This is a genomic window from Aromatoleum tolulyticum (assembly GCF_900156155.1).
In the GTDB taxonomy this organism is placed as follows: Bacteria; Pseudomonadota; Gammaproteobacteria; order Burkholderiales; family Rhodocyclaceae; genus Aromatoleum; species Aromatoleum tolulyticum.
Map to the genome: position 1 here is coordinate 244,267 of NZ_FTMD01000005.1, position 20,581 is coordinate 264,847.

Here is a 20,581-nt window from a genome sequence, read left to right on the forward strand (position 1 = left end):
TCTCCTGCGTTATTTCGTGCTGATGCGTTTCACCCCGGCGACGAAGCGCGACAGCGTCGTCGACAGCACGCCGCGCGGGATCGTCACCTCGATCAGCTGGAAGCGGCCGCGCGTCGCGATCGCCTTGTCGAGCGCCGCCTTCAGTTCGGCGCGCGTGGACACCCGCACGCCATCGCCGCCGAGGCCCGCGGCCATCTCCGCGAATCCCCAGTGGCCGAGGTCGTTGAAGCCCGATTCCGGCTGGAAGGTGCGCAGCATCTCCCAACTCGCGTTGTTGAACAAGAGCACGATCGGGTCCCAGCCATAGCGCTTGCAGTTGCCGAGTTCCCACCCGGTCATCTGGAAGGCGCCGTCGCCGACCAGGATCAGCGGGCGCTGGCCGCTGGTCGCCTGCAGGCCGAGGCCGGCGGGCACGCCGAAGCCCATCGTCGCGTAGTAGCCGGGGGCAATGAGCGCCGTCTGCTCGATCTCCATCGCGGTGAACAGGCAGTCGCCGATGTCGGAGGCGATCGGCAGCCTGCCGTGCTCGGCGAAAAGGTCGTTCACCGCCTTTGCGATGTCGGTCGGCGCGATCGTCTCGCCGTCCGCGACAAGGCCTTTCGGGTACTGGTGGTGTGCGACCGGGAAGGCCTTGTCGGCATTGCCCTTGACGCGCGCGAGCATCTCGTCGACGAGCGCGGCGAGCGGCATGTTCGCATACATGTGGTAGCCGAGCGTGACCTGGCCGTTGTGGGCCTGGATCGTCTTGCGCAGGTCGATGCGGGTCTCGGAGACCGCGAAATTCGTGTCCGAGATGATCTCGCCGAGCAGGAAGAGACCGTCGGAGCCTTCGACGAGTTGCGTGACGTCCGGCAGTCCCGCGACACCCATGTAGGTGCCGACGAGCGGCGCGTCGCAGTCGGTGAGCAGGCCGCGGCCCATGAAGCTGGTGACGACCGGCAGGCCGAGGCGGCGCGAGAGGTCGGCGACCTTCTCCTCGAGGCCGAAGCGGCGCACCTCCACGCCCGCCATCAGCACCGGGCTCTTCGCGACGTCGAGCCGGGCAAGGATTTCGTCCACGCAGGCGGCCAGCGCGTCGCGGTCGATCGCGCGCGGTGCCTCGCGCACCACCGGCGCGCACGGCTCGCGCACCATGTCGCGCGGGATCTCGATATAGACCGGCTCCGAGTTGCGCAGGCAGCTCGCCAGCACACGGGCAATGTCGGCCGGCGCACGCGCCGCGTCGTCGAGTTTGACCTGGTCGCAGGTGATTTCCTTGAAGATCTGCAGCTGCGAGTCGAGCGTCTTGGCCTGATGGTGCAGCAGCAGGCCGGAACTCGCCTCGCCCTTGCCGGGGCCGCCCGAGAGCACCACCACCGGCGACTTCTCCGCATAGGCCGCCGCAACGGCATTGACCATGTTGAACGCGCCCGCGCCGTAGGTCACGGCCGCGACGCCCAGGCCGCCGCGGATGCGCGCCGTCGCGTCGGCCGCGAAACCGACCCCCGGCTCGTGCGAGAGCGTGTACAGCGGCAGGATCTCCGACTCTTCGATGATGCGGAAATACGGCAGCGCGAAGTCGCCGGGGATGCCGAAGATTTCGCGGGCGCCGTGGTCCTTGAGCGCGTGCAGCAGGGATTCGACCAGGTTCATGGGTTGCTCCTCCGATACGTTGTTGTAGAGCATTATTGCGCGCGCATCGCGCACATTGCGTTCGTAATGTGCGCATAATGGGGCTGTTAATGCACGAAATGCGTATAAGGATGCGAAGCGATGCAACAGATCGTCGTGGATAAGTTCGACCTGCAGATTCTCGATGCGTTGCAGCGCCGCGGCGATGCAACCAACAGCGCCCTCGGCGAGGAAATCCACCTCTCGCCGTCGCAGATCAGCCGGCGCATCGGCCGCATGGAGCAGAGCGGCATCATCGCGTCCTACGCGGCGCTGCTGGACCCCGCCGCGGTCGGGCTGGACGTCTCCGCCTTTGCGCAGGTCACGCTGGAGCGGCACGGCGAGTCGCGCAGCGACGCTTTCGAGCGCGCCGTGGCGGCGCTACCCGAGGTGGTGGCGTGCTTCTCGGTGAGCGGGGACGCGGACTACGTGATGCACATCGTCGCGCCGGACCTGGTGGCTTTCTCCGACGTGATGATGAAGCGCATCATGCGCCTGCCGGGGCTGGCGCACCTGAAGACGAACATTGCGCTGAAGAAGGTGAAGCAGACGAGCGTGCTGCCGCTCGACCACATCATGCATGCGCCGCAGCCGCGCCGGCGGATGCAGTTCGCGTCGGCTTAGGCGCCCCAGTGGCGCACGCGCCCGGTATCGAGGTGCACGAAGTCCGAATCCGGGTAATAGCCGACGCCGCCGGCCCTCAGTGCCAAGGCGGCGTCGCGTAGCGCGGCGGTGTCGAAGCCGGGGATGCGCACGTCGATCGCGCGGCCGTCCATGTGCAGGCTGCGCGTTGCGACACCCGTTCCGTCGGCCTTGTGCAGTCTTTCGTTGGTCGTCGGCGAGCGGAAAGCCGAGATGATTTCGAAACTTTCTCCACCGCAAGCCGTCCGCAATGTATGGAGAATATCCAGCAGGCGTGGATCGATGCGGGCGACGTCCCCGGTGCGGAAGTCGCGCATCAGCCAGTCGATGCGCTCCAGCGCCGATGGCACGTAGGTGCCGCCGCTGCGGTAGACGATGCGCAGGCTCTCGTCGGTATGCGTGTGACGGAAGCACAGCTCGCAGTCGGGTTCGGCGATGCTGGCCTGCGCCTGGCCGAAATTGAGGCCCAGGGGCAGGGCGGCGAGGCCTTTCAGCAGGAGCCGGCGGTGCGCGGCGGCATGGCGGAGGTGTTTCGACATGGAGATGCGGGAAACGAAGCGACCGGACAAGGGCGCAATCGTAAACCGGGCGGCGCGGATTAGGCAGCTGATCGGGCGGGTGTTACAACTCCTCGCGCTGGCCGTGTGCGTGGCCGGCGGGAGTGCGACTGCGGCCCTGTTTGGCGAGCCGGACGGCGACGCCGTGCGGCAGGCGCTGCGCGAGCGCGTCGTCGCGCTGCGCACCAACGGCGAGCTGCGTCCGGGGGGCGGGGAGATCGCCGCGCGCAGGCTGATCCCCGACTTCTACGCGAGCCGCGACTATGCGCCTGTCTGGAGCAGTCCGGGGCGGCGGCGCGCGCTGCTGCGGGCGGTGGATGACAGCGTGAGCCACGGCCTCGATCCGGCCGATTATCAATTCGACCTGTTGCGCAGCCACGCGGACGACGGCTTGCGGGACGCCGGCAGGCTCGCGGACCGCGACCTGCTGTTCACCGAGGCGCTGGTCCGCCTCGTCTATCATCTGCGCTTCGGCAAGGTCGACCCGCATGAACTCTACGAGGGCTGGAATTTCTCGCGCTCGCTGGGCGCAGTCGAACCGGTCCAGGCGCTGGAGGCGCTGGTCGGTGTCGAAGCGCTCGGAGCGGCAATCGAACTTTATGCGCCGCGGCTCGAGGCCTATCGTCAGCTGCGCGCGGCCCTGCTCGCGTACCGGGCGATCGAGGTAGTGGGCGGCTGGCCATCGCTTCCGGGCGGTCCGACACTGCGGCCGGGCGATCGCGACCCACGCGTCCCGACGTTGCGCGAACGCCTCAGGGCGAGCGGCGACCAACTTAGCCCCCCGCCGTCCGACCGCGAACTCTTCGACGATGCCTTGCGCGACGCGGTGGTCGTGTTCCAGACCCGCCACGGACTCGAGCCGGACGGGGCCGTCGGGCGCAAGACGGTCGCTGCGCTGCAGGTCGACGTGGGCCGCCGCATCGACCAGATCCGCGTGAATCTGGAACGCCTGCGCTGGATCGCGCAGGACGTCGCGGGCGATTACCTGCTCGTGAACATCGCCGGTTTCAATGCCCGCCTGTACCTGGATGGAAAACTCGCGTGGCAGTCGCGTGTCGTCGTCGGCCGTCCCTATCGCAAGACGCCGGCCTTCCGTGCCGAGATGCAGTACCTCGTGCTGAATCCGGAGTGGGTGCTTCCGCCGACGATCCTGAAGGAGGACGTCCTGCCCAAGGTGGCGCGCGACCGCGGCTATCTCGCGGAGAACGACATGCGCGTGGTGACCAACGCGGGGCGGGAGATCGATCCCGGCGAGGTCGACTGGACGCGTTACGGCAGAGGCGGTTTCCCGTACCAGATCGTGCAGGCGGCGGGGCCGGACAACCCGCTCGGGCGGGTCAAGTTCATGCTCCCCAACCCGTACTCGGTTTACCTGCACGACACCCCGGCGAAGAAGCTGTTCCAGCGCAGCGAACGCGCCTACAGCTCGGGCTGCATCCGGCTCGAGCGGCCGATGGAGCTTGCCGTCCTGCTGCTCGACGACCCCGCGCAGTGGAGCGCGGAGGCGCTGGAAGCGGAGATCGCGAAGGGCGAGACGCGGAACGTGCAGATCGGACGTCGCGTGCCGGTGATGATCCTGTACCACACGACCGAGGTCGGCGAGGACGGACGGACCTACTTCCACCCCGACCTGTACGACCAGGATGCCGCAGTGCTCGAAGCCCTCGGCCGCCCGTTCCGCTTCAGCGCGGTCGGGCGCACCAGGCCGGGGAGATGAGCGGCCGCTCCGTCAGGCCGGCTTCGCCAGGTCCGCGATCACCGCGGCGAGGAAGCGGCCCGCTTCGCCGCCCGTCACGACGCGGTGGTCGAAGGTGAGGCTTAGCGGCAGCACGCGGTGCACCGCCGGCTTGCCGTCGAACGCGACGACTGCGTCATGCACCCGTCCGGCCCCGAGGATCGCGACCGTGGGCGGCACGACGATGGGCGCGGCGTACTTGCCCGCGATCATGCCGAAGTTCGACAGCGTGATCGTGTTGCCGCGCATCTCCTCGGCCGGGATCTTGCGCGCCGCGACGTCCGCGCGCATGCGGTCCATTCCCGCGCGCAGGTCGGCCGGGTCGCGATTCGCGACGTCGCGCAGCACCGGCACGAAGAGCCCGTCGGTGAGGTCGACGGCGATCCCGACGTCGATCTTTGCCAGCACGCGCCGGCCCATCGTATGGCTCTCGTACCAGGCGTTGAGCCCCGGCTCGGCCTTGCAGCCGGCCACCAGCGCGCGGATCAGGCGGATCGTGATGTCCGTGCCGGCTGGCCAGGCGTGGATGTCGGCGTCGTCGATCACGGTCGCGGCGGCGACTTCGCTCTGCGCGAGCGCCATGTTCTGCGCCATCGCGCGCCGCACGCCGCGCAGGATCTCGGGCGGGCCCACTTCGGCGAGGATCTTCGCGACGCGCTGCACGTCGGCGAGGGTGATGAGTCCGTCCGGCCCCGACGGGGTGACCATGGACAGATCCACGTTGAGCTGCCGCGCCTGCGCGCGCACCGCGGGGGTTGCCTTGATCGCCGCCGCAGGCCGTCCGACCGCGGCCGGCGCCTCCTGCTGCACCTGCGTCCCGACCTTCACTTCACCGACCACCGTGCCCGCATCCGCATCCCCGGCTGCGCCTTCGAAGCCGACCAGCGGTGCGCCCACCAGTACGATCTGCCCCGCCGCGCCGAACAGCTTCTCGACGCGCCCGGCCCACGGAGCGGGAATCTCGACGATGGCCTTCGCCGTCTCGACCGACAGCAGCGGCTGGTCGGCCTGCACCTCGTCGCCTGGCTTGACGTGCCACTCGACGATCTCGGCTTCCTGCAGTCCTTCGCCCAGGTCGGGCAGTTTGAAGATCTTCATGCGCCCTCCAGTGTTTTCCTGACCGCCGCGACGATGCGCTCGACGCTCGGCATGTACTGGTGTTCGAGCCGCGACAGCGGCACCACGACGTCCCATGCGGTGACCCGCTGCACCGGTGCCAGCAGCGAATACAGTCCGTGCTCGGCGAGATTCGCCGCGATCTCCGCGCCGAAGCCGCCGGTGCGCGTCGCCTCATGCACGATCACGCAGCGCCCGGTGCGGGCCACCGATTCGAGGATCGTCGTCATGTCGAGCGGCTTGAGCGTCGCGACGTCGATCACCTCGGCCATGACGCCTTCCTGCGCGAGCGCTTCGGCTGCGGCCTGGGTCTCGTTCAGCATCGCACCCCAGCTCACCAGCGTCACGTCGGTGCCGGCGCGCAGCGTGAAACACACGTCGAGCGGCAGCGCCTCGCCGTCGTCCGCCACTTCCTGCTTGAACAGGCGGTAGAGCCGCGTCGGTTCGAGGAAGATCACCGGGTCCGGGTCGCGGATCGCGGCGAGCAGCAGCCCGTAGGCGCGCGACGGGGACGAGGGGATTACGACGCGCACGCCCGGCAGATGGGCGAACAGCGCCTCGGGGCTTTCCGAATGGTGTTCCGGCGCGTGGATGCCCGCTCCGCAGGGCGAACGCACCACCAGCGGGCAGGACAGCCGTCCGCGCGTGCGGTTGCGCAGGCGCCCGGCGTGATTCCAGATGTGGTCCATCGCGGGGTAGATGAAGCCCGAGAACTGGATCTCCGCGACGGGTTTCAGGCCCTGCGCCGCCATGCCGATCGCCGTGCCGACGATGGCCGTCTCGGCGAGCGGCGTGTCGAGCACGCGCTCGGGGCCGAAGCGCTCCTGCAGCCCGACGGTCGCGCGGAATACGCCGCCATTGACGCCGACGTCCTCGCCCAGCACGACCACCGACGGATCGTGCGCCATCTCCCAGTCCAGGGCGCGGTTGATGGCCTCGACCAGATTCAGTTCAGCCATGGCTGCCTCCTCCGTCGCGTGACGCGAACCATTGCGCCGCCTCGCGCTGTTCCTGCAGGGTGGCCGGCAGCGTCGCGTACAGGTGATCGAACATCGCCGTCGTGGCGGGTGGTGGAATCGCGAGATAGGCCTCGACCGCGGCATTGATCTGCTCCGTGCATTCCTTGAGCAGGCGCTCTTCCTTCTCCTGATCCCACGCACCGATGCGCGCGAGGTAGTTGCGCAGCCGCCGGATCGGCTCGTTCGCCCACTGCTGCTGCACGACGTCCGGATCGCGGTAGCGCGTCGCGTCGTCGGCCGTCGTGTGGTCGCCCAGCCGGTAGCTGATCGCCTCGATCAGGCTCGGGCCGCCGCCCGCGCGCGCCTTGTCGATCGCCTTGCGCGCGGCGTCATGCACGGCGATCACGTCGTTGCCGTCGACCTGCACGCCCTCGATACCCGCCGCGATGGCCTTCTGCGCGAGCGTCGGCGTCGCGGACTGGTGCTCGCGCGGCACCGAGATCGCCCACTGGTTGTTGTTGATCACGACCACCAGCGGGGCCCGCCATACCGCCGCGAAGTTCAGTGCCTCGTAGAAGTCACCCTTCGAGGTCGCGCCATCGCCCAGGAAGCACGTTGCGACGCGCGGCTCCTTGCGCAGCTTGAAGGCGTACGCGACGCCCGCAGCGTGGCACACCTGGGTGCCGATCGGCACGCAGATCGGGAAGTCCTCGCGCGGCACGGAGAAATTGCTGCCGCTCTCGTCGCCGCCCCAGTACAGCAGGCTCTCGGTCATCGTCACGCCGCGCACGAACTGCGCCGCATGGTCGCGGTAGGACGGCACCAGCACGTCCTCCTTGCGCATCGCGCCGGCAACGCCGACGCCGATCGCTTCCTGGCCGAGCGCCGACGCGAAGGTGCCGATCTTGCCGGTGCGCTGCAGCGCGATCGCCTTCGTGTCGAAGGCGCGCGTGAGCTGCATGGCGCGGTAAAGGGGGATCAGGTTGGCGGGATCGAGCACGAAGGCGGGAAGTTCCTGCGTCGCCTCGCCCTCCGCATCGAGAAACCGCGTGAATCCGATTTCGAACCGGGCAACGGTAGCCATGGCCAGTCTCCTTGTTCGTCTCGTTCTTCTTGACCCTGTCCGGCTCCAGTCTAATGCATGCCTGCCGTCGGTCGGGTACCCATGGCCCGTGTCGAAGGAAAGACGTCACGGTGAGATTCGGATTCGTGGCGGCCCGACCCGGCCCGTGCAGCGCCGTGGGGTGGTCGCCGGCGATCAGGGGGTCACTCCGTCGACCGTCGCCGACCGCAGCAGTTTCCTCCTCGTGGGTGGTTCGTCAAAACACCGAAATGACGAATATTTCCCCGCCTCTTCATAACGTGGCGCTGTGGCGATGTAGATAGAATGTGATACGTGACTATTGGAGGGATCGCGATGCGCGCCGTTTGGCGGATCGCGCCGCGATCGGGGTTCAGCCCCGATCGAAGCCCGGAATTTTTGCGCCCCTGCGTCGGGCGAGGTGGAATGAAATGCTGCGGATTTCCGATATCAAGATCTGGGTTCGACTGACTGCGTCGATCTGGGCCCTGCTGATCGTCGTGTGGGCGGGGATGATCTTCTGGGACAGCCACAACAGCCGCAAGCTCGCGGTCGATCAGGCGATGGACTTTTCGCTCAGCATGCATGACTCGGCGCTCGCGGGGATGACGGCGATGATGATCACCGAGACCATGCACAAGAAGCACGTGCTGCTCGACCAGATCAGCCACCTCGCGGCGATCCGCGAACTGCGCGTCGTTCCGGGCGAGCTCGCGCGCGAGGGCGTCGAAAGCTCGAAGGACGAGGGCAGGCCGCGCAACGACCTGACACCCAACGAACTCGAGGCGCAGGTCCTGCGCACCGGCGAACCTTACGTCGAAGTCCGCGAGGACAAGGAGGGCGCTTACCTGCTCGCGATCCGTCCGACGAAGAACGTCACCAAGTACCTTGGCAGAAACTGCGTCGAGTGCCATGACGCGCCGGAGAACGCCACGATCGGCACGATCGGGATCAAGATCTCGCTCGACAAGACCGACAAGGCGATCACCGCGAAGCGGTTCGAATCGCTGGGGATCGCGCTGGTCGCGAGCCTCGTCGTGCTCCTGTTCATCTGGTCCTTCATCCGTGGTGCGGTGACCGGGCCCCTCGACCGAATGGTCGCGGGACTGCGCGCGATCGTCTCGGGCGAGGGCGACCTCACGCGCCGCCTGGAAGTGCGCGGCAGCGACGAGATCGGTATTGCGTCGGCGGTGTTCAACGAGATGATGGCGAAGATCGCGGGACTGGTGCGCCACGTCGGCGAGTCGGCCGCCCAGGTGTCGACCGCCGCAGCGGAACTCGTCGTGCGCGCCGATCAGGTCGTCGCGTCGTCGCAGAGCCAGAGCGCGACCTCCGCAACCACGGCGCAGGCCGTCGAACAGATGGTCGCAAGCATCGCCACGGTTGCCCGCAGTGCGGAGGAAGTGCGCCAGTTGTCGCGCGAGAGCCTGCGTCGCTCGGACGAAGGCAACGCCAGCCTCACGACGCTGGATGAGCGTGTCGGGATGGTCGAGACCACCGTGCGCGGCATCGCCGATTCGGTCGGCGAATTCGTGTCGAGCACGACGGCGATCACGCACATCACCAGCGAGGTCAAGGAGCTGGCCGAACAGACCAACCTGCTCGCGCTCAACGCGGCCATCGAGGCCGCGCGGGCAGGCGAGCAGGGCCGCGGCTTTGCCGTGGTTGCCGACGAGGTGCGCAAGCTCGCCGAGAAATCGGCCTCCTCGGCCAACGAGATCGATGCCATCACGCACACGCTGGGCAAACAGTCCGAACAGGTCACGCGCGCGATTGCCGACGCAATGGACCACATCGCCACCAGCCGCGAGTCTATGATGACGGTGAATGGCGTGCTTGCCGCAGCCAGCGAATCCGTGGTCGCCGTCGGGCGCGGCCTGGACAGCATCGCCGCGGCCACGCAGGAACAGGAGCGGGTGAGCGCCGACGTCTTCTCGGGTATCGAGACGATCAAGCAGATGGCGCAGGGCAACAGCGAGGCCGCCGGTCAGACGGCCGCGGCGGCCCGCAACATGGGCGCGCTGGCGGGGGAACTGCAGGGGGCGGTGGGCCGCTTCCATACCTGATCGCCTGCGCTTGCCCGGCTTGGGGAGGAGGGGGCGATGAGCGACGCGTTCGATTTTGCCGACGATCTCGGGCCGGCGAAGATCATTCATGTCCATGAACCCGGCATCGGACTGAAGGCCGTGCTGGTCATCGACAACGTTGCCATCGGGCCCGCGATCGGCGGCGTGCGCATGGCGCCCGACGTCAGTACTGAGGAATGCTTCCGCCTCGCGCGCGCGATGACGTACAAGAACGCCGCAGCGGACCTGCGCCACGGCGGCGGCAAGGTCGTGCTGTACGGCGACCCCAGGATGCCGCGCCCCGACAAGGAACGCCTCGTGCGCGGGCTCGCGGGCGCGCTGCGCGACATTCGCGACTACATCTTCGGTCCCGACATGGGGACCGACGAAACCTGCATGGCCTGGGTGCGCGACGAGATCGGCCGGGCGGTGGGACTGCCGCGCGAACTCGGCGGCATCCCGCTCGACCAGATCGGAGCGACGGGCTGGGGCGTCGCGCATGCGGGCGAAGTGGCGGCCGCTGCCTGCGGCTTCGAACTGGCAGGCGCGCGCGTCGCGATCCAGGGCTACGGGGCGGTTGGCCGGCACTCCGCGCATTTCCTCGCGCAGAAGGGGGCCGTTGTTGTCGCCGCCGCCGATTCGACCGGGACGCTGTGGGAGCCGCACGGGATAGACCTCGCCGCGCTGGACGTGCTCAAGGCCGAGGGCCGCTCCGTCCTCGACTATCCCGGCGGACAGAAGGGCGGACCCGACGCCGTCATCGACATCGAATGCGACATCTGGATTCCCGCGGCGCGGCCCGACGTCGTGCATGAGGACAACGTCGGGCGCCTGCGCACGCGGCTCGTGCTGCAGGGTGCCAACATTCCCTTCACGCGCGCGGCCGAGGAGTATCTGCACCGCAAAGGGGTGCTGTGCGTGCCGGACTTCATCGCGAATGCGGGCGGAGTCATCTGCGGGGCCGTGGAGTATGCCGGCGGGAGTCAGGCCGCCGCGGTCGCCGCGATTGCGGAGAAGGTGCGCGAGAATACGCGTGCAGTGATCAAGACTGCATCCGCGCAGTCGATACTGCCGCGCGAGGCGGCGATCGCGCTCGCGACGGCGCGAATCAGGAAGGCGATGTCGTTCGGCCGCTGGCGCCCCGGTTGAGCTGCTATAAGCCGACAATCAGTTATGTGACATCGGGTCGAGTGCTGCGCGGTCACTCCCTCCCCTTCAAGGGGAGGGTTGGGGTGGGGATGGGTTACGCAGAAGCCGCACAAACCCATCCCCCTCCTAACCTCCCCATTGAAAGGGGAGGGACAAGGTACCCGAGCAGGCTTCATGTATTGGAGTGATGGATGGGATCGAACACGGAGTATTCGGCGGTTGCACCCGACCGCAAGGAGATCGACGCGCTGAAGGATGCGACGGTGCTGGAATTCGGCACCGGATGGTGCGGGTTCTGCCGGGGGGCGCAGCCGCTGATCGCGGAAGCTTTCGCTGCATATCCGCAGGTCCGCCATCTGAAGATCGAGGACGGTCCCGGCCGGCCGCTGGGGCGCTCCTTCCGGGTCAAGCTGTGGCCGACGCTGGTGTTCCTGCGCGACGGCGTGGAGCTTGCGCGCATCGTGCGCCCGGGCAGCGCCGCGGAGATCGCCGAGGCGCTGCAGATCCTTGGATCCGCCTCCGGGTCCGGAACCGCGTCTCGGTCCGAGTAGGACGGCAGCGGGGCCGAGGCCCCTGCGGTGATCAGCGGCCCGGTATGCGGAGATCGATGCGGCCGTCGCGCATCGGCGGGCACCAGTAATAGCCGCCCGTCACGGGCCGGCTGAAGCGGAACAGCGCATCGACGATGCCGTCGTCGAGCCCCGCCATGCGGCGCAGTTGCGCTTCGAACGCGTCGAAGGAGTGTCCGAAGGCCAGGAACACGAGTCCGGACTGCGCACCGTCCGTCCACGGCATGGAGCGCCGTAGCACGAAGGCTTCGGGGTCGAAGCTCTCCTGCGCGGTGCGCTTGACGTGGGACGATTCCGGCGCGTCCTCAAGCTCCTGGTTGTCGCTCTTGCGCCGGCCCATGATGTGGTCCTGCTCGTTGCCGGGCAGGCGTTCGAAATGATCGAGATCGTGCAGCCAGTGCTGAACCGCGGCGAAGCTTCCGCCTTGCAACGCGTCCGCGCCGGTCGAGGCGAAGGCGACGGCGAGCGCCTCGTCGCCTTCGGGGTTCTCGGTGCCGTCCTCGTAGCCGGTCAGGTCCAGCCCCTTGCCGTAGCGGAAGGCTTCCGTCGCCTGCACGAGGCGCAGGGCCGGTGCGAGGGCCGCTTCGATGCGGCGGCTGCGGTGCAGCAATTCGCCGCGATCGTCGCCGCGCAGCCAGCACCACAGGCCGTGCTGGGTCGAGGGGATGTCAACCGCGCTGCCGCCGAGGGCCGGGAAGGGTCGAAGGCCGTCGATATGCCCCCCGGCAGTGCGAACGAGCGAGTCGCCGAGGCCGATGACGGTCGCGTCACCGTCGGCGAGGGGCGCGATCCGGCTCAGCGCATCGGGCAGCTCGGTGATCGAATCGAGGGCGAAGAACAGGTGACGTGCCAGCGCCGGCACGGCCTTCATGATTCCGGCCTGGTATGGGGGCGTGTCGGGGATCTTCTCGGCGGTCATCTCAGCTCCCGGTGTAACAAGGAAAGGAGGCGCGGGCCTGTCGGGAAAGCCGCCGCGCGCATGCAAACCGCAAGGTTAGCGCATTCGGCGGCCCGCCCGTAAGCGGGGAGGAAGCTCCCGCGCGGGATGCCGTGTGCCGCCGCGATTGCCTATCAATGCAGCAGGACGCGGATTCCCTGTCCGTAGAAGGAGTTGCGCGCTTCGTCCAGCACCCGCACACAGACTTATCCACATTCACTGGGGACAACTCGCCTCACTTCCACATCGATCGCATCTTCTCGCCGAGGTCGAACGCGATGCGGCGCGATTCCGCCGTCGGTCGGGGGGCGACGGCGGGGGGCGGCCAGGAAGTCTGCTCGAAGCTTTCAAGGATCCGGTTCGGGATGAACCGCGTGCGGCTGGCGTACACGTGACGGTCGCCATGGCCGTGCTGCTGCGACACGTGGAAGCGCTGCGGCACGATCAGATCGAGCGCATCCTTCGCGCGCGTCATCGCGACGTACAGCAGGCGGCGCTCTTCCTCGATCTCGCTGCTGCTGCCGGTCGCGAGGTCGGAGGGCAGACAGCCGTCGACCGCGTTCAGCAGTGCCACGGCGGACCATTCCTGACCCTTCGCCGAGTGGATCGTGGACAGGATCAGGTAGTCCTCGTCGAGCAGCGGGATGCCCGCTTCGTCGCTCGTCGCACTGGGCGGGTCGAGCGTGAGTTCGGTGAGGAAGCGCTCGAGGTTCGGGTAGGTCGCCGCGATCCGTGCGAGCTGTTCGATGTCGCCGGCGCGGATGGCTGCATCGTCGCACAGGCGCGCCATCTCGCCGACATACCACTGGCAGATCGGCTCGAGGCTCGCAGGCCACGTGGAGGCGGCGACCGATTCCAGCAGCGCTGCGAAGGCGGTCCACGCGCCGCGTGCCGCATCCGGGACGGGCTGTTCGGCGAGCAGGAGGCAGCCGGGCGCGGCGCTGGCGATGTTGTCGAGCACCCGCCCGGCGGTCTTCGGGCCGATGCCGGCGTGAAGCTGGATGGCGCGGAATCCCGACACGCGGTCGCGCGGATTGATGGCCCAGCGCAGCACGGCGAGCACGTCCTTGACGTGTGCCGCTTCGAGGAACTTGAGCCCGCCGAATTTCACGAAGGGAATGTTGCGGCGGGTGAGCTCGACCTCGAGGCGGGCGCTGTGATGCGACGCGCGGAACAGCACGGCCTGCGCCTTGAGGCGGACGCCTTCCTCGCGGCGTGCGAGCACGGATTCGACAACGCAGGCGGCCTGGTCCGCATCGTCCCGCACCGATACCAGGCGCGGTTTCTGTGCCCCGGCGCGCTCGGTCCACAAATCCTTGGTGAAGCGCTCGCTTGCGAGCGAGATGACCGCGTTCGCGGCACCGAGGATGGGCTGGGTGGAGCGGTAGTTGCGGTCGAGCGTGATCTGGTGTGCCGGTGGGTCGAAATGCGCGGGGAAGTCGAGGATGTTGCGCACCGTCGCACCGCGGAAGGCGTAGATGGCCTGCGCGTCGTCGCCGACGACGGTGAGGCCGCGCCCGTCGGGCTTCATCGCGAGCAGGATGGAGGCCTGCAGGCGGTTGGTGTCCTGGTATTCGTCCACGAGCACGTGGGTGAAGCGTGCACCGATTTCCGTCGCGAGATCGGCGTCGGTGATCATTTGCGCCCAGTAGAGCAGCAGGTCGTCGTAGTCCAGGACCTGCTGCGCCTGCTTGGCCTCGACGTAGGCGAGAAAGAGGCGTTTGAGGTCGGCCTCCCACTCGCTGCACCACGGGAAGGACTGCTGCAGCACTTCGCCGAGCGGCGCCTGGGTGTTGACCGCGGCGGAGTAGATCGCGAGGCAGGTCCCCTTCATCGGGAAGCGCTTCGACTTCGCGGAGAGCCCCAGTTCGTGCCGCACGAGGTTAATCAGGTCGCCGGAGTCCTCGCGGTCGTGGATCGTGAATCCCGGTTCGAGCCCGATGCGGCCGGCGAATTCGCGCAGCAGGCGGGCGCCGATGCCGTGGAAGGTTCCGGACCATTCGAGGGAGGCGCCGGCGAGCCGCGGACGGGATTTCGCCAGCTGCGCGACGATGCGTGCGACGCGGCGGTTCATCTCGTCGGCGGCGCGGCGCGAAAAGGTCAGCAGCAGGATGCGACCGGGGTCCGCTCCGCTGGCCAGCAGGTGTGCGACACGGTGGGCGAGCGTGCTGGTCTTGCCCGATCCTGCCCCCGCGATCACCAGAAGAGGATGATCGCGTTCGGGGGCGTCGGGCTCGGTGCCGAAAAGGACGGCGGCACGCTGAGCTTCGTTGAGGTGATCCAGGTAGGCGGGCAGTTCCGCGACCTCGGTCGCATTCCCCGCCGTCATCGGCACTCCGGCAGGGCGCCCGTTCCGGACCGGACGAGTGCAAGCGAGGCCCCCTCGATTTCACGGTCGCTCGGAGCGGGACGCTGCAGCCACGGGGGAATGCGGGGCGTGTCGCGCAGTGCGAAGAATACCGCTTCGTCGCAGGCCGGACAGATGCGGTATTCCGCGAGATCGCTGAACGCGCGCTCCATCGCGTGCGGATTAAGGGAGGCGTGGCAGTGGGGGCAAATGAATCGGGCAGGCATGGCGTGATCCTTCTGAACTGGAACTATATACAGTATTCAGACGGATGCAAACCCCGCCTCGCGGGTGCGAAGGGGGCGCCTCTCCTGCGCTGATTCGCTGGCGGGCTGACGGGCCGCGCGAGTCCGGCGCAAGGTGCCGGGGGCGGGAGAGCATCCCGATGTGGGTGCGTGGTACAGGGTAGGCGTGTAACATTCCCGCCGTCCCGGCATTCATCCAGTCATCATCCCCAGCGCCGCCATCTTGCCCACGACCGTAGCCAATCGCCTCGTTCCCGCATTCCATCGTTGGCTGTCATGGCTGGCGGCGGCGGCGGTATTGCTCGTCGGCACCGCCGTCGGCCTGGTGCTGGGCTCGCTCGACGCCGCGCGGGCGCTGAGCGAGGCACGCAGCCGCACGATCGCCGAACTCGCCACGGTGCAGGCGCAACTCGACGGGGTGCTCAAGCAGGCGATCGTCGGCGGTGACGGCATCGTCCATCTGATCCAGCATCAGGGCGATCTGCCTCCTCATTTGTTCGATGCGATGGCAAAGCAGACCATCGCCGACCAGCGGCTGATCCGTACCATCGCCTACGCACCGAACAACGTGATTGCGCGCCTGTATCCGTTGCAGGGGAACGAGAAGGCATTGGGTCTCGACTACCGCAGCATCCCGGAGCAGTGGACGACCGTGGAGCGGGCGATGCAGTCCGGAACACCCGTGCTGTCCGGTCCGGTGTCGCTGGTGCAGGGTGGGCGGGCGGTGATCATCCGCGCGCCGGTGGTGCTGCGCGAGGACGGGATCAGCGGTCGCAGCGGTTACTGGGGCTCCGTGTCCATCGCCGGCAACATCGAAACCATTCTGGCCGATGGCGGAGTCACGGGGTCGCAGGCGCTGCGCATCGCCGTCCGCGGCAAGGACGGGCGCGGTGAAGAAGGCGATCTGGTCGGCGGCGATCCGGGCGTGTTCGCGGACGAACCCGTCAAGACGCGCCTGGGCGTGCCCGGCGGCTACTGGGTCCTGGCGGCGACGCCGATGGAGGGCTGGCCGCGGATGGCGGCGTTCGAGTCCCAATATTTCGTCATCGCCGTTCTGAACTCGCTCCTGCTCGCATGGCTGGCGAACCTGCTCGTCGCGCGCGTGACGGAGCGCAAGCGCTCGCATGATGCGTTGCAGCTCGCTTCGACGATCGTCGAATCCACGGCCGATGGCGTGGTCGTGACCGACCCGCGCGGGAACATCATCGCCACCAACCCGGCATTCACCGAGATCACGGGGTATTCGGCCGACGAGGTCAGGGGGCGCACGCCGAGCGTCCTCAAATCCGACCGCCAGGAGGAGGATTTCTACGGCCAGCTGTGGGCGTCCATCCTGACCGCGGGCGAGTGGCAGGGCGAGATCTGGAACCGGCGCAAGTCCGGCGAGGTGTATCCGGAGTGGCTCACGATCAGCGCGGTGCGCGGCTCGGGCGGGGAGATCCGCAACTTCGTCGGCGTGTTCTCGGACATCTCGGCGATCAAGCGCACGCAGGCCGACCTCGAGCGGCTGGCGCATTTCGACCCGCTGACCTCGCTACCGAACCGCGTGCTGTTCCACGACCGCGTGCAGCATGCGCTCGAACGCGCGCAACGCTATGGCCACCGGGTCGGCGTGCTGCTGCTCGATCTGGATGGTTTCAAGACGATCAACGACAGCCTCGGGCATCCGGTCGGCGACCAGCTGCTGCAGCTCGTCGCGGCACGGCTCGGTACCTGCGTGCGGGTCGAGGACACGGTTGCGCGGCTCGGCGGCGACGAGTTCGCGGTGATCCTGTCCGAGCTGGGCGACGGTGCCGACGCGATCGAAGTGATCCGGCGCATTCTCGCTGCGATCCAGGTGCCTTTCGAGATGGCGGGTGGCACCGGGATGGTGACCAGCAGCATCGGCGTCGCGGTGTTTCCCGACGACGGACCGAACGTCACCGAACTGATCCGCAACGCCGACGCCGCGATGTACGAGGCGAAGGGGGCGGGCCGCAACACCTATCGCTTCTACCAGCGCAACATGACCGCCGAGGCGCAAAAGCGCCTGCACACCGAGAGCTCCCTGCGCCGCGCCATCGACCGCAAGGAATTCGAGGTGTGGTACCAGCCGCAGTTCAGCCTCGTGGACGGTGCCTACCTCGGGGCGGAGGCGCTGGTGCGTTGGCGCGACCCCGAGCGCGGACTGATTCCGCCGGGCGACTTCATTCCCCTTGCCGAGCGCAGCGGGCTCGTCATTCCGCTGGGTGAGCAGGTGCTCGAGCAGGTCGGTGCGGCAGCACGCCGTTGGCTCGACGAGGGGCTGGAAATCGGGCGGATCGGGGTCAACGTGGCGGGGCCGCAGATCGATCGCAGCGACATCGTGGCGACGCTGCGTGCAGTGATCGAGCACTGGCGCCTGCCGCCCTCGGTGTTCGAGATCGAGATCACCGAAACCGTGATCATGGAGAACCCCGATCACGGTCGCCGTGTCCTCAACGACATCATGGCGCTGGGGATCACCACCGCCATCGACGATTTCGGCACGGGCTATTCGTCGCTGGCTTACCTGAAGCGGCTGCCGATCGGCACGATCAAGCTCGACCGCGCCTTCGTGAACGATCTGCCGGACGATCCGTCCGATATCGCGATCAGCCGCGCAGTCATCGCGCTGGGGCACAGCCTCGGGTTCAAGGTCATCGCCGAAGGTATCGAGACGGAAGCGCAGCGCCGCTTCCTGCGCGAGGAAGGATGCGACGAGGGGCAGGGCTACCTGTTCGCGCGGCCCATGCCCGCGGCGGAATTCGGCCAGTGGCTGCGGGCGCTGTCGACGCTCACGTCGTGACGGGCTGCTCCTGCAGCATCAGCCGCACGGCGAGGATTCCGGGCTCCTCCGAAGCCTTGACGGTGAAGCCGAACACCTTCAGCAGCTTCAGCATCGGTTCGTTCTCGGCCATGACTTCGCCTGCGAGCACCTGCAGACCGCGTTCGCGGCCGTAACGGATCACCTTCTTCAGCAGCGTCGAGCCGATGCCGTGGCCCTTCATGTCGGAGCGCACGAGGATGGAGAATTCCGCCGTGTGGTTGTCGGGGTCGGCCACGGCACGAACCACGCCCAGCGTCTCCGGGCGACCCGAGCTGTCCCGCCCGCTGGCGATGAAGGCCATTTCGCGGTCGTAGTCGATCTGCGTCAGCCGCGCCATTTCGCTGCGCGGCAGGGTTCCGATGTAGTGGAAGAAGCGGAACAGGATGTCTTCCGGCGTCACGCGCGAGAGGAATTCGTAATGCGTGGCCTCGTCTTCGGGACGGATGGGGCGCAGGACGATCTGACGCCCGTCGCGCAGCGTGGCCGGTTCGGCGAGGTCTTCGGGGTAGGGGCGGATCGAAAGCCGCTGCGGATTCGGTGCCGCCGTCGAAACCTGGATATGCGCATCGACCGCGAGAACCCCTTGGTCGTCGACGAACATCGGGTTGATGTCGAGTTCCTCGATCTCGGGGATGTCGACGATCAGCTGCGAGATGCGGGTCAGCATCACGGCCACGGCATCGCGGTTGGCGGCCGGGTGGTTGTGGTAGGCGTCGAGCAGGCCTGTGGCGCGGCTGCGGTTGATGAGGTCGTGCGCGAGCGGCAGGTTGAGCGGCGGCAGGCCGATGGCGAGGTTGCGGTACACCTCCAGTCCCCGTCCGCCCTCGCCGAAGACGATCATCGGCCCGAACAGCGGGTCGGTGACCATTCCGACGATCAGCTGTCGGGTATGGGCGCGCGTTTCCATCGGCTGCACGGCGAAGCCGCTGATCCTGATGTCGGGCCGCGCGGCTGCAACACGCACGAGCATGGCCTGCGCGGCCGACTCGGCGGCCTCCGGGGTTTCGAGATCGAGCGCAACGCCGCCCACTTCCCACTTGCGGCGGATGTCGCGGGACATGACGGTGACCGCGACCGGCATGCCGAGCTCGGTGGCAATCGCGGAGACGTCCTGCGGCGTCGCCGCGAGATATGTCTGCACGACCGGGATCTCGTACGCCGCCAGGATGTGCTTGGCTTCGGGCTCGGTCAGGCGTGTGCGGCCTTCGGCGACCGCCTTGCGCACCACGGTGCGTGCGCCCTCGACATCGGGACGGAAGTTCTCCGAAGTGGAGGGCGGCGCCTGCATCAGCACTTCGCGGGTGTGCCGGTGATTGACCATGTGCAGGAAGGCGCGCGTGGCGTTCTCGGGCGTATCGAAGGTGGCGATGCCCGAATCCGCGAACAGCTTGCGTTCGGCTGCGGCGGTCTCGTCGCCGATCCAGCACGTCAGGAGGTTGCCGCCGACGCTGCGGATGGTCTTGATCGCCGCTTCGGCGATCTCCATGCTGGGGGTGAGGGCGTTTGGCGTGTGGATCACGAGGATCGCGTCGCCATCCTGCTCCTCGCACAGGATCTTGAGCACGTCTTCGTAGCGCTTGGGCGGTGCGTCGACGCGGATCGCGATGGGGTTGCGGCCATTCCAGTCGGGCGGGAGCAGGCGGCGCAGGCGGGTGAGCGTGTTGGGGTAGAGGTCGGGCAGCGCGTAGCCGCCCAGGTGCAGGCTGTCTTCGGCCATGATGCCGGCGCCGCCGCCATTGCTGACGACGACAAGGCGATCACCGTGGATCGGGCGCGAGCGCACGACGGTCTCGACGGCGCCGAACAGTTCGTTGAGGTGATCGACGCGCAGGATGCCGGCGCGGCGCAGCACGGCGTCGGCAACGTCGTCGCTGCCGATGAGGCCGGGGCTGTCGAGGAACAGCGGGTCGCCGATGCCCGGCATGGCGCGCTGCGCGCGTCCGGCCTTGATCGCCACCACCGGCTTGTTGCGTGCCGCGGCGCGTGCCGCCGCCATGAAGCTGCGGCGTTCGCGGATCGATTCGATGTACATCAGGATCGCGCGCGTGCCGGGATCGCTGCCGAGGAAGTCCAGCACTTCGCCGAAGCCGATGTCGAGCGCCTCGCCGAGCGACACGAAGTGCGAGAAGCCGATCTTCTTCGGCAGCGCCCAGTCGAGCACCATCGTGCCGACGGCGTCGGACTGCGAGACGAAGCCGATGTTGCCCGACAGCCCGCCTACCTGCGAGAAGGTCGCGTTCAGGCCTGCCTGCGGCACCATCACGCCCAGCGTGCTGCCCCCGAGGATGCGGATGCCGTGACGGCGGGCGATTTCGAGGATCGCCACGTCGAGGGGCCGCCCGTCCGTCCCCAGCGTGGTGCCGAGCTGGCTTGCCATGACAATGGCCGCGCGCGTGCCGCGTTCGCCGAGCTGATCGAGGATGCCCGGAATGGCGGACGGCGGCGTGCAGATGATCGCGAGGTCCGGCGTGCGCGGCAGGGCTGCGACGTTCGGATAGGTCAGCACCCCGGCGACGGCGTCGCGCTTGGGGTTGACCGGCATGATCGCACCGCCGAATCCGCCGGCCAGCAGGTTGCGCATCACGACGCTGCCGATGCGCCGCGGCCGGGCGCTGGCGCCGATCACTGCGATCGACTGCGGATTGAAGAGGCTCTGCAGGTATCGGAAGCTCATGGTCTAGGGCGGTCGGGTCTGTCGATG

Annotated in this window: 15 protein-coding genes; 6 read left to right on the plus strand and 9 right to left on the minus strand. The window is 68.0% G+C overall.

All coding sequences use genetic code 11. The annotated features are described in order from the left end of the window. Positions 1 to 9: 9 nt before the first annotated feature. Entirely contained in the window at positions 10 to 1,632 is a 1,623-nt protein-coding gene (ipdC, locus tag BW991_RS09785; RefSeq protein WP_076601905.1) for an indolepyruvate/phenylpyruvate decarboxylase, read from the minus strand. Between the two features lie 120 nt (positions 1,633 to 1,752). Between ipdC and BW991_RS09790 the strand changes: the two genes are divergently transcribed. Then, complete coding sequence (locus BW991_RS09790; protein ID WP_076601906.1) at positions 1,753 to 2,274, plus strand: Lrp/AsnC family transcriptional regulator; 522 nt, start codon at positions 1,753 to 1,755, stop codon at positions 2,272 to 2,274. On the opposite strand, the gene BW991_RS09795 is transcribed toward BW991_RS09790, so the two are convergent. Next, positions 2,271 to 2,831, minus strand: coding sequence for a YcbK family protein (locus tag BW991_RS09795; RefSeq protein ID WP_076601907.1), 561 nt, complete (start codon positions 2,829 to 2,831; stop codon positions 2,271 to 2,273). The genes BW991_RS09790 and BW991_RS09795 overlap by 4 nt on opposite strands. Positions 2,832 to 2,910: 79 nt before the next feature. Here BW991_RS09795 and BW991_RS09800 point away from each other — a divergent pair, with 79 nt between their 5' ends. Further along, complete coding sequence (locus tag BW991_RS09800) at positions 2,911 to 4,566, plus strand: L,D-transpeptidase family protein (protein ID WP_244551658.1); 1,656 nt, start codon at positions 2,911 to 2,913, stop codon at positions 4,564 to 4,566. Positions 4,567 to 4,578: 12 nt separating this feature from the next. Here BW991_RS09800 and BW991_RS09805 read toward each other — a convergent pair whose 3' ends face one another. From BW991_RS09805 to pdhA, 3 genes are read right to left on the minus strand one after another with little or no spacing between them, the layout of a single operon-like run. After that, positions 4,579 to 5,682 carry a dihydrolipoamide acetyltransferase family protein gene (locus tag BW991_RS09805; protein WP_076601908.1) on the minus strand — a complete coding sequence of 368 codons (1,104 nt, stop codon included), beginning with the start codon at positions 5,680 to 5,682 and terminating at the stop codon, positions 4,579 to 4,581. Further along, positions 5,679 to 6,659: an alpha-ketoacid dehydrogenase subunit beta gene (locus BW991_RS09810; protein WP_076601909.1), complete on the minus strand. Its 981-nt coding sequence runs from the start codon at positions 6,657 to 6,659 to the stop codon at positions 5,679 to 5,681. Before BW991_RS09810 ends, BW991_RS09805 begins: the two co-directional genes overlap by 4 nt. After that, complete coding sequence (pdhA, locus tag BW991_RS09815) at positions 6,652 to 7,743, minus strand: pyruvate dehydrogenase (acetyl-transferring) E1 component subunit alpha (protein ID WP_076601910.1); 1,092 nt, start codon at positions 7,741 to 7,743, stop codon at positions 6,652 to 6,654. Before pdhA ends, BW991_RS09810 begins: the two co-directional genes overlap by 8 nt. 428 nt (positions 7,744 to 8,171) lie before the next feature. Between pdhA and BW991_RS09820 the strand changes: the two genes are divergently transcribed. The 3 genes from BW991_RS09820 (at position 8,172) to BW991_RS09830 (ending at position 11,506) form a co-directional block, all read left to right on the plus strand. Beyond that, positions 8,172 to 9,806 (plus strand): methyl-accepting chemotaxis protein, encoded by a 1,635-nt coding sequence (locus tag BW991_RS09820; RefSeq protein WP_076601911.1) that lies wholly within the window; start codon positions 8,172 to 8,174, stop codon positions 9,804 to 9,806. A 36-nt stretch (positions 9,807 to 9,842) separates the two neighbouring features. Continuing rightward, positions 9,843 to 10,955 (plus strand): Glu/Leu/Phe/Val family dehydrogenase, encoded by a 1,113-nt coding sequence (locus tag BW991_RS09825; protein WP_076601912.1) that lies wholly within the window; start codon positions 9,843 to 9,845, stop codon positions 10,953 to 10,955. Between the two features lie 191 nt (positions 10,956 to 11,146). Then, positions 11,147 to 11,506, plus strand: a complete 360-nt coding sequence (locus BW991_RS09830) for a thioredoxin family protein (protein WP_076601913.1) — start codon at positions 11,147 to 11,149, stop codon at positions 11,504 to 11,506. Positions 11,507 to 11,537: 31 nt separating this feature from the next. Here BW991_RS09830 and BW991_RS09835 read toward each other — a convergent pair whose 3' ends face one another. From BW991_RS09835 to BW991_RS09845, 3 genes are all read right to left on the minus strand, one after another. Continuing rightward, entirely contained in the window at positions 11,538 to 12,443 is a 906-nt protein-coding gene (locus BW991_RS09835) for a Dyp-type peroxidase (RefSeq protein ID WP_076601914.1), read from the minus strand. A 253-nt stretch (positions 12,444 to 12,696) separates the two neighbouring features. Then, positions 12,697 to 14,790 carry an ATP-dependent helicase gene (locus BW991_RS09840; protein WP_076601915.1) on the minus strand — a complete coding sequence of 698 codons (2,094 nt, stop codon included), beginning with the start codon at positions 14,788 to 14,790 and terminating at the stop codon, positions 12,697 to 12,699. Next, positions 14,787 to 15,035, minus strand: coding sequence for a hypothetical protein (locus tag BW991_RS09845; protein ID WP_139335912.1), 249 nt, complete (start codon positions 15,033 to 15,035; stop codon positions 14,787 to 14,789). The genes BW991_RS09840 and BW991_RS09845 overlap by 4 nt, the downstream gene beginning before the upstream one ends. A 241-nt stretch (positions 15,036 to 15,276) precedes the next feature. Between BW991_RS09845 and BW991_RS09850 the strand changes: the two genes are divergently transcribed. Then, positions 15,277 to 17,859, plus strand: a complete 2,583-nt coding sequence (locus tag BW991_RS09850) for a bifunctional diguanylate cyclase/phosphodiesterase (RefSeq protein WP_139335913.1) — start codon at positions 15,277 to 15,279, stop codon at positions 17,857 to 17,859. On the opposite strand, the gene BW991_RS09855 is transcribed toward BW991_RS09850, so the two are convergent. Next, on the minus strand, positions 17,849 to 20,554 hold the full coding sequence (locus BW991_RS09855) for a bifunctional acetate--CoA ligase family protein/GNAT family N-acetyltransferase (protein ID WP_076601917.1): 2,706 nt from the start codon (positions 20,552 to 20,554) through the stop codon (positions 17,849 to 17,851). The genes BW991_RS09850 and BW991_RS09855 overlap by 11 nt on opposite strands. Between the last annotated feature and the right edge of the window lie 27 nt (positions 20,555 to 20,581).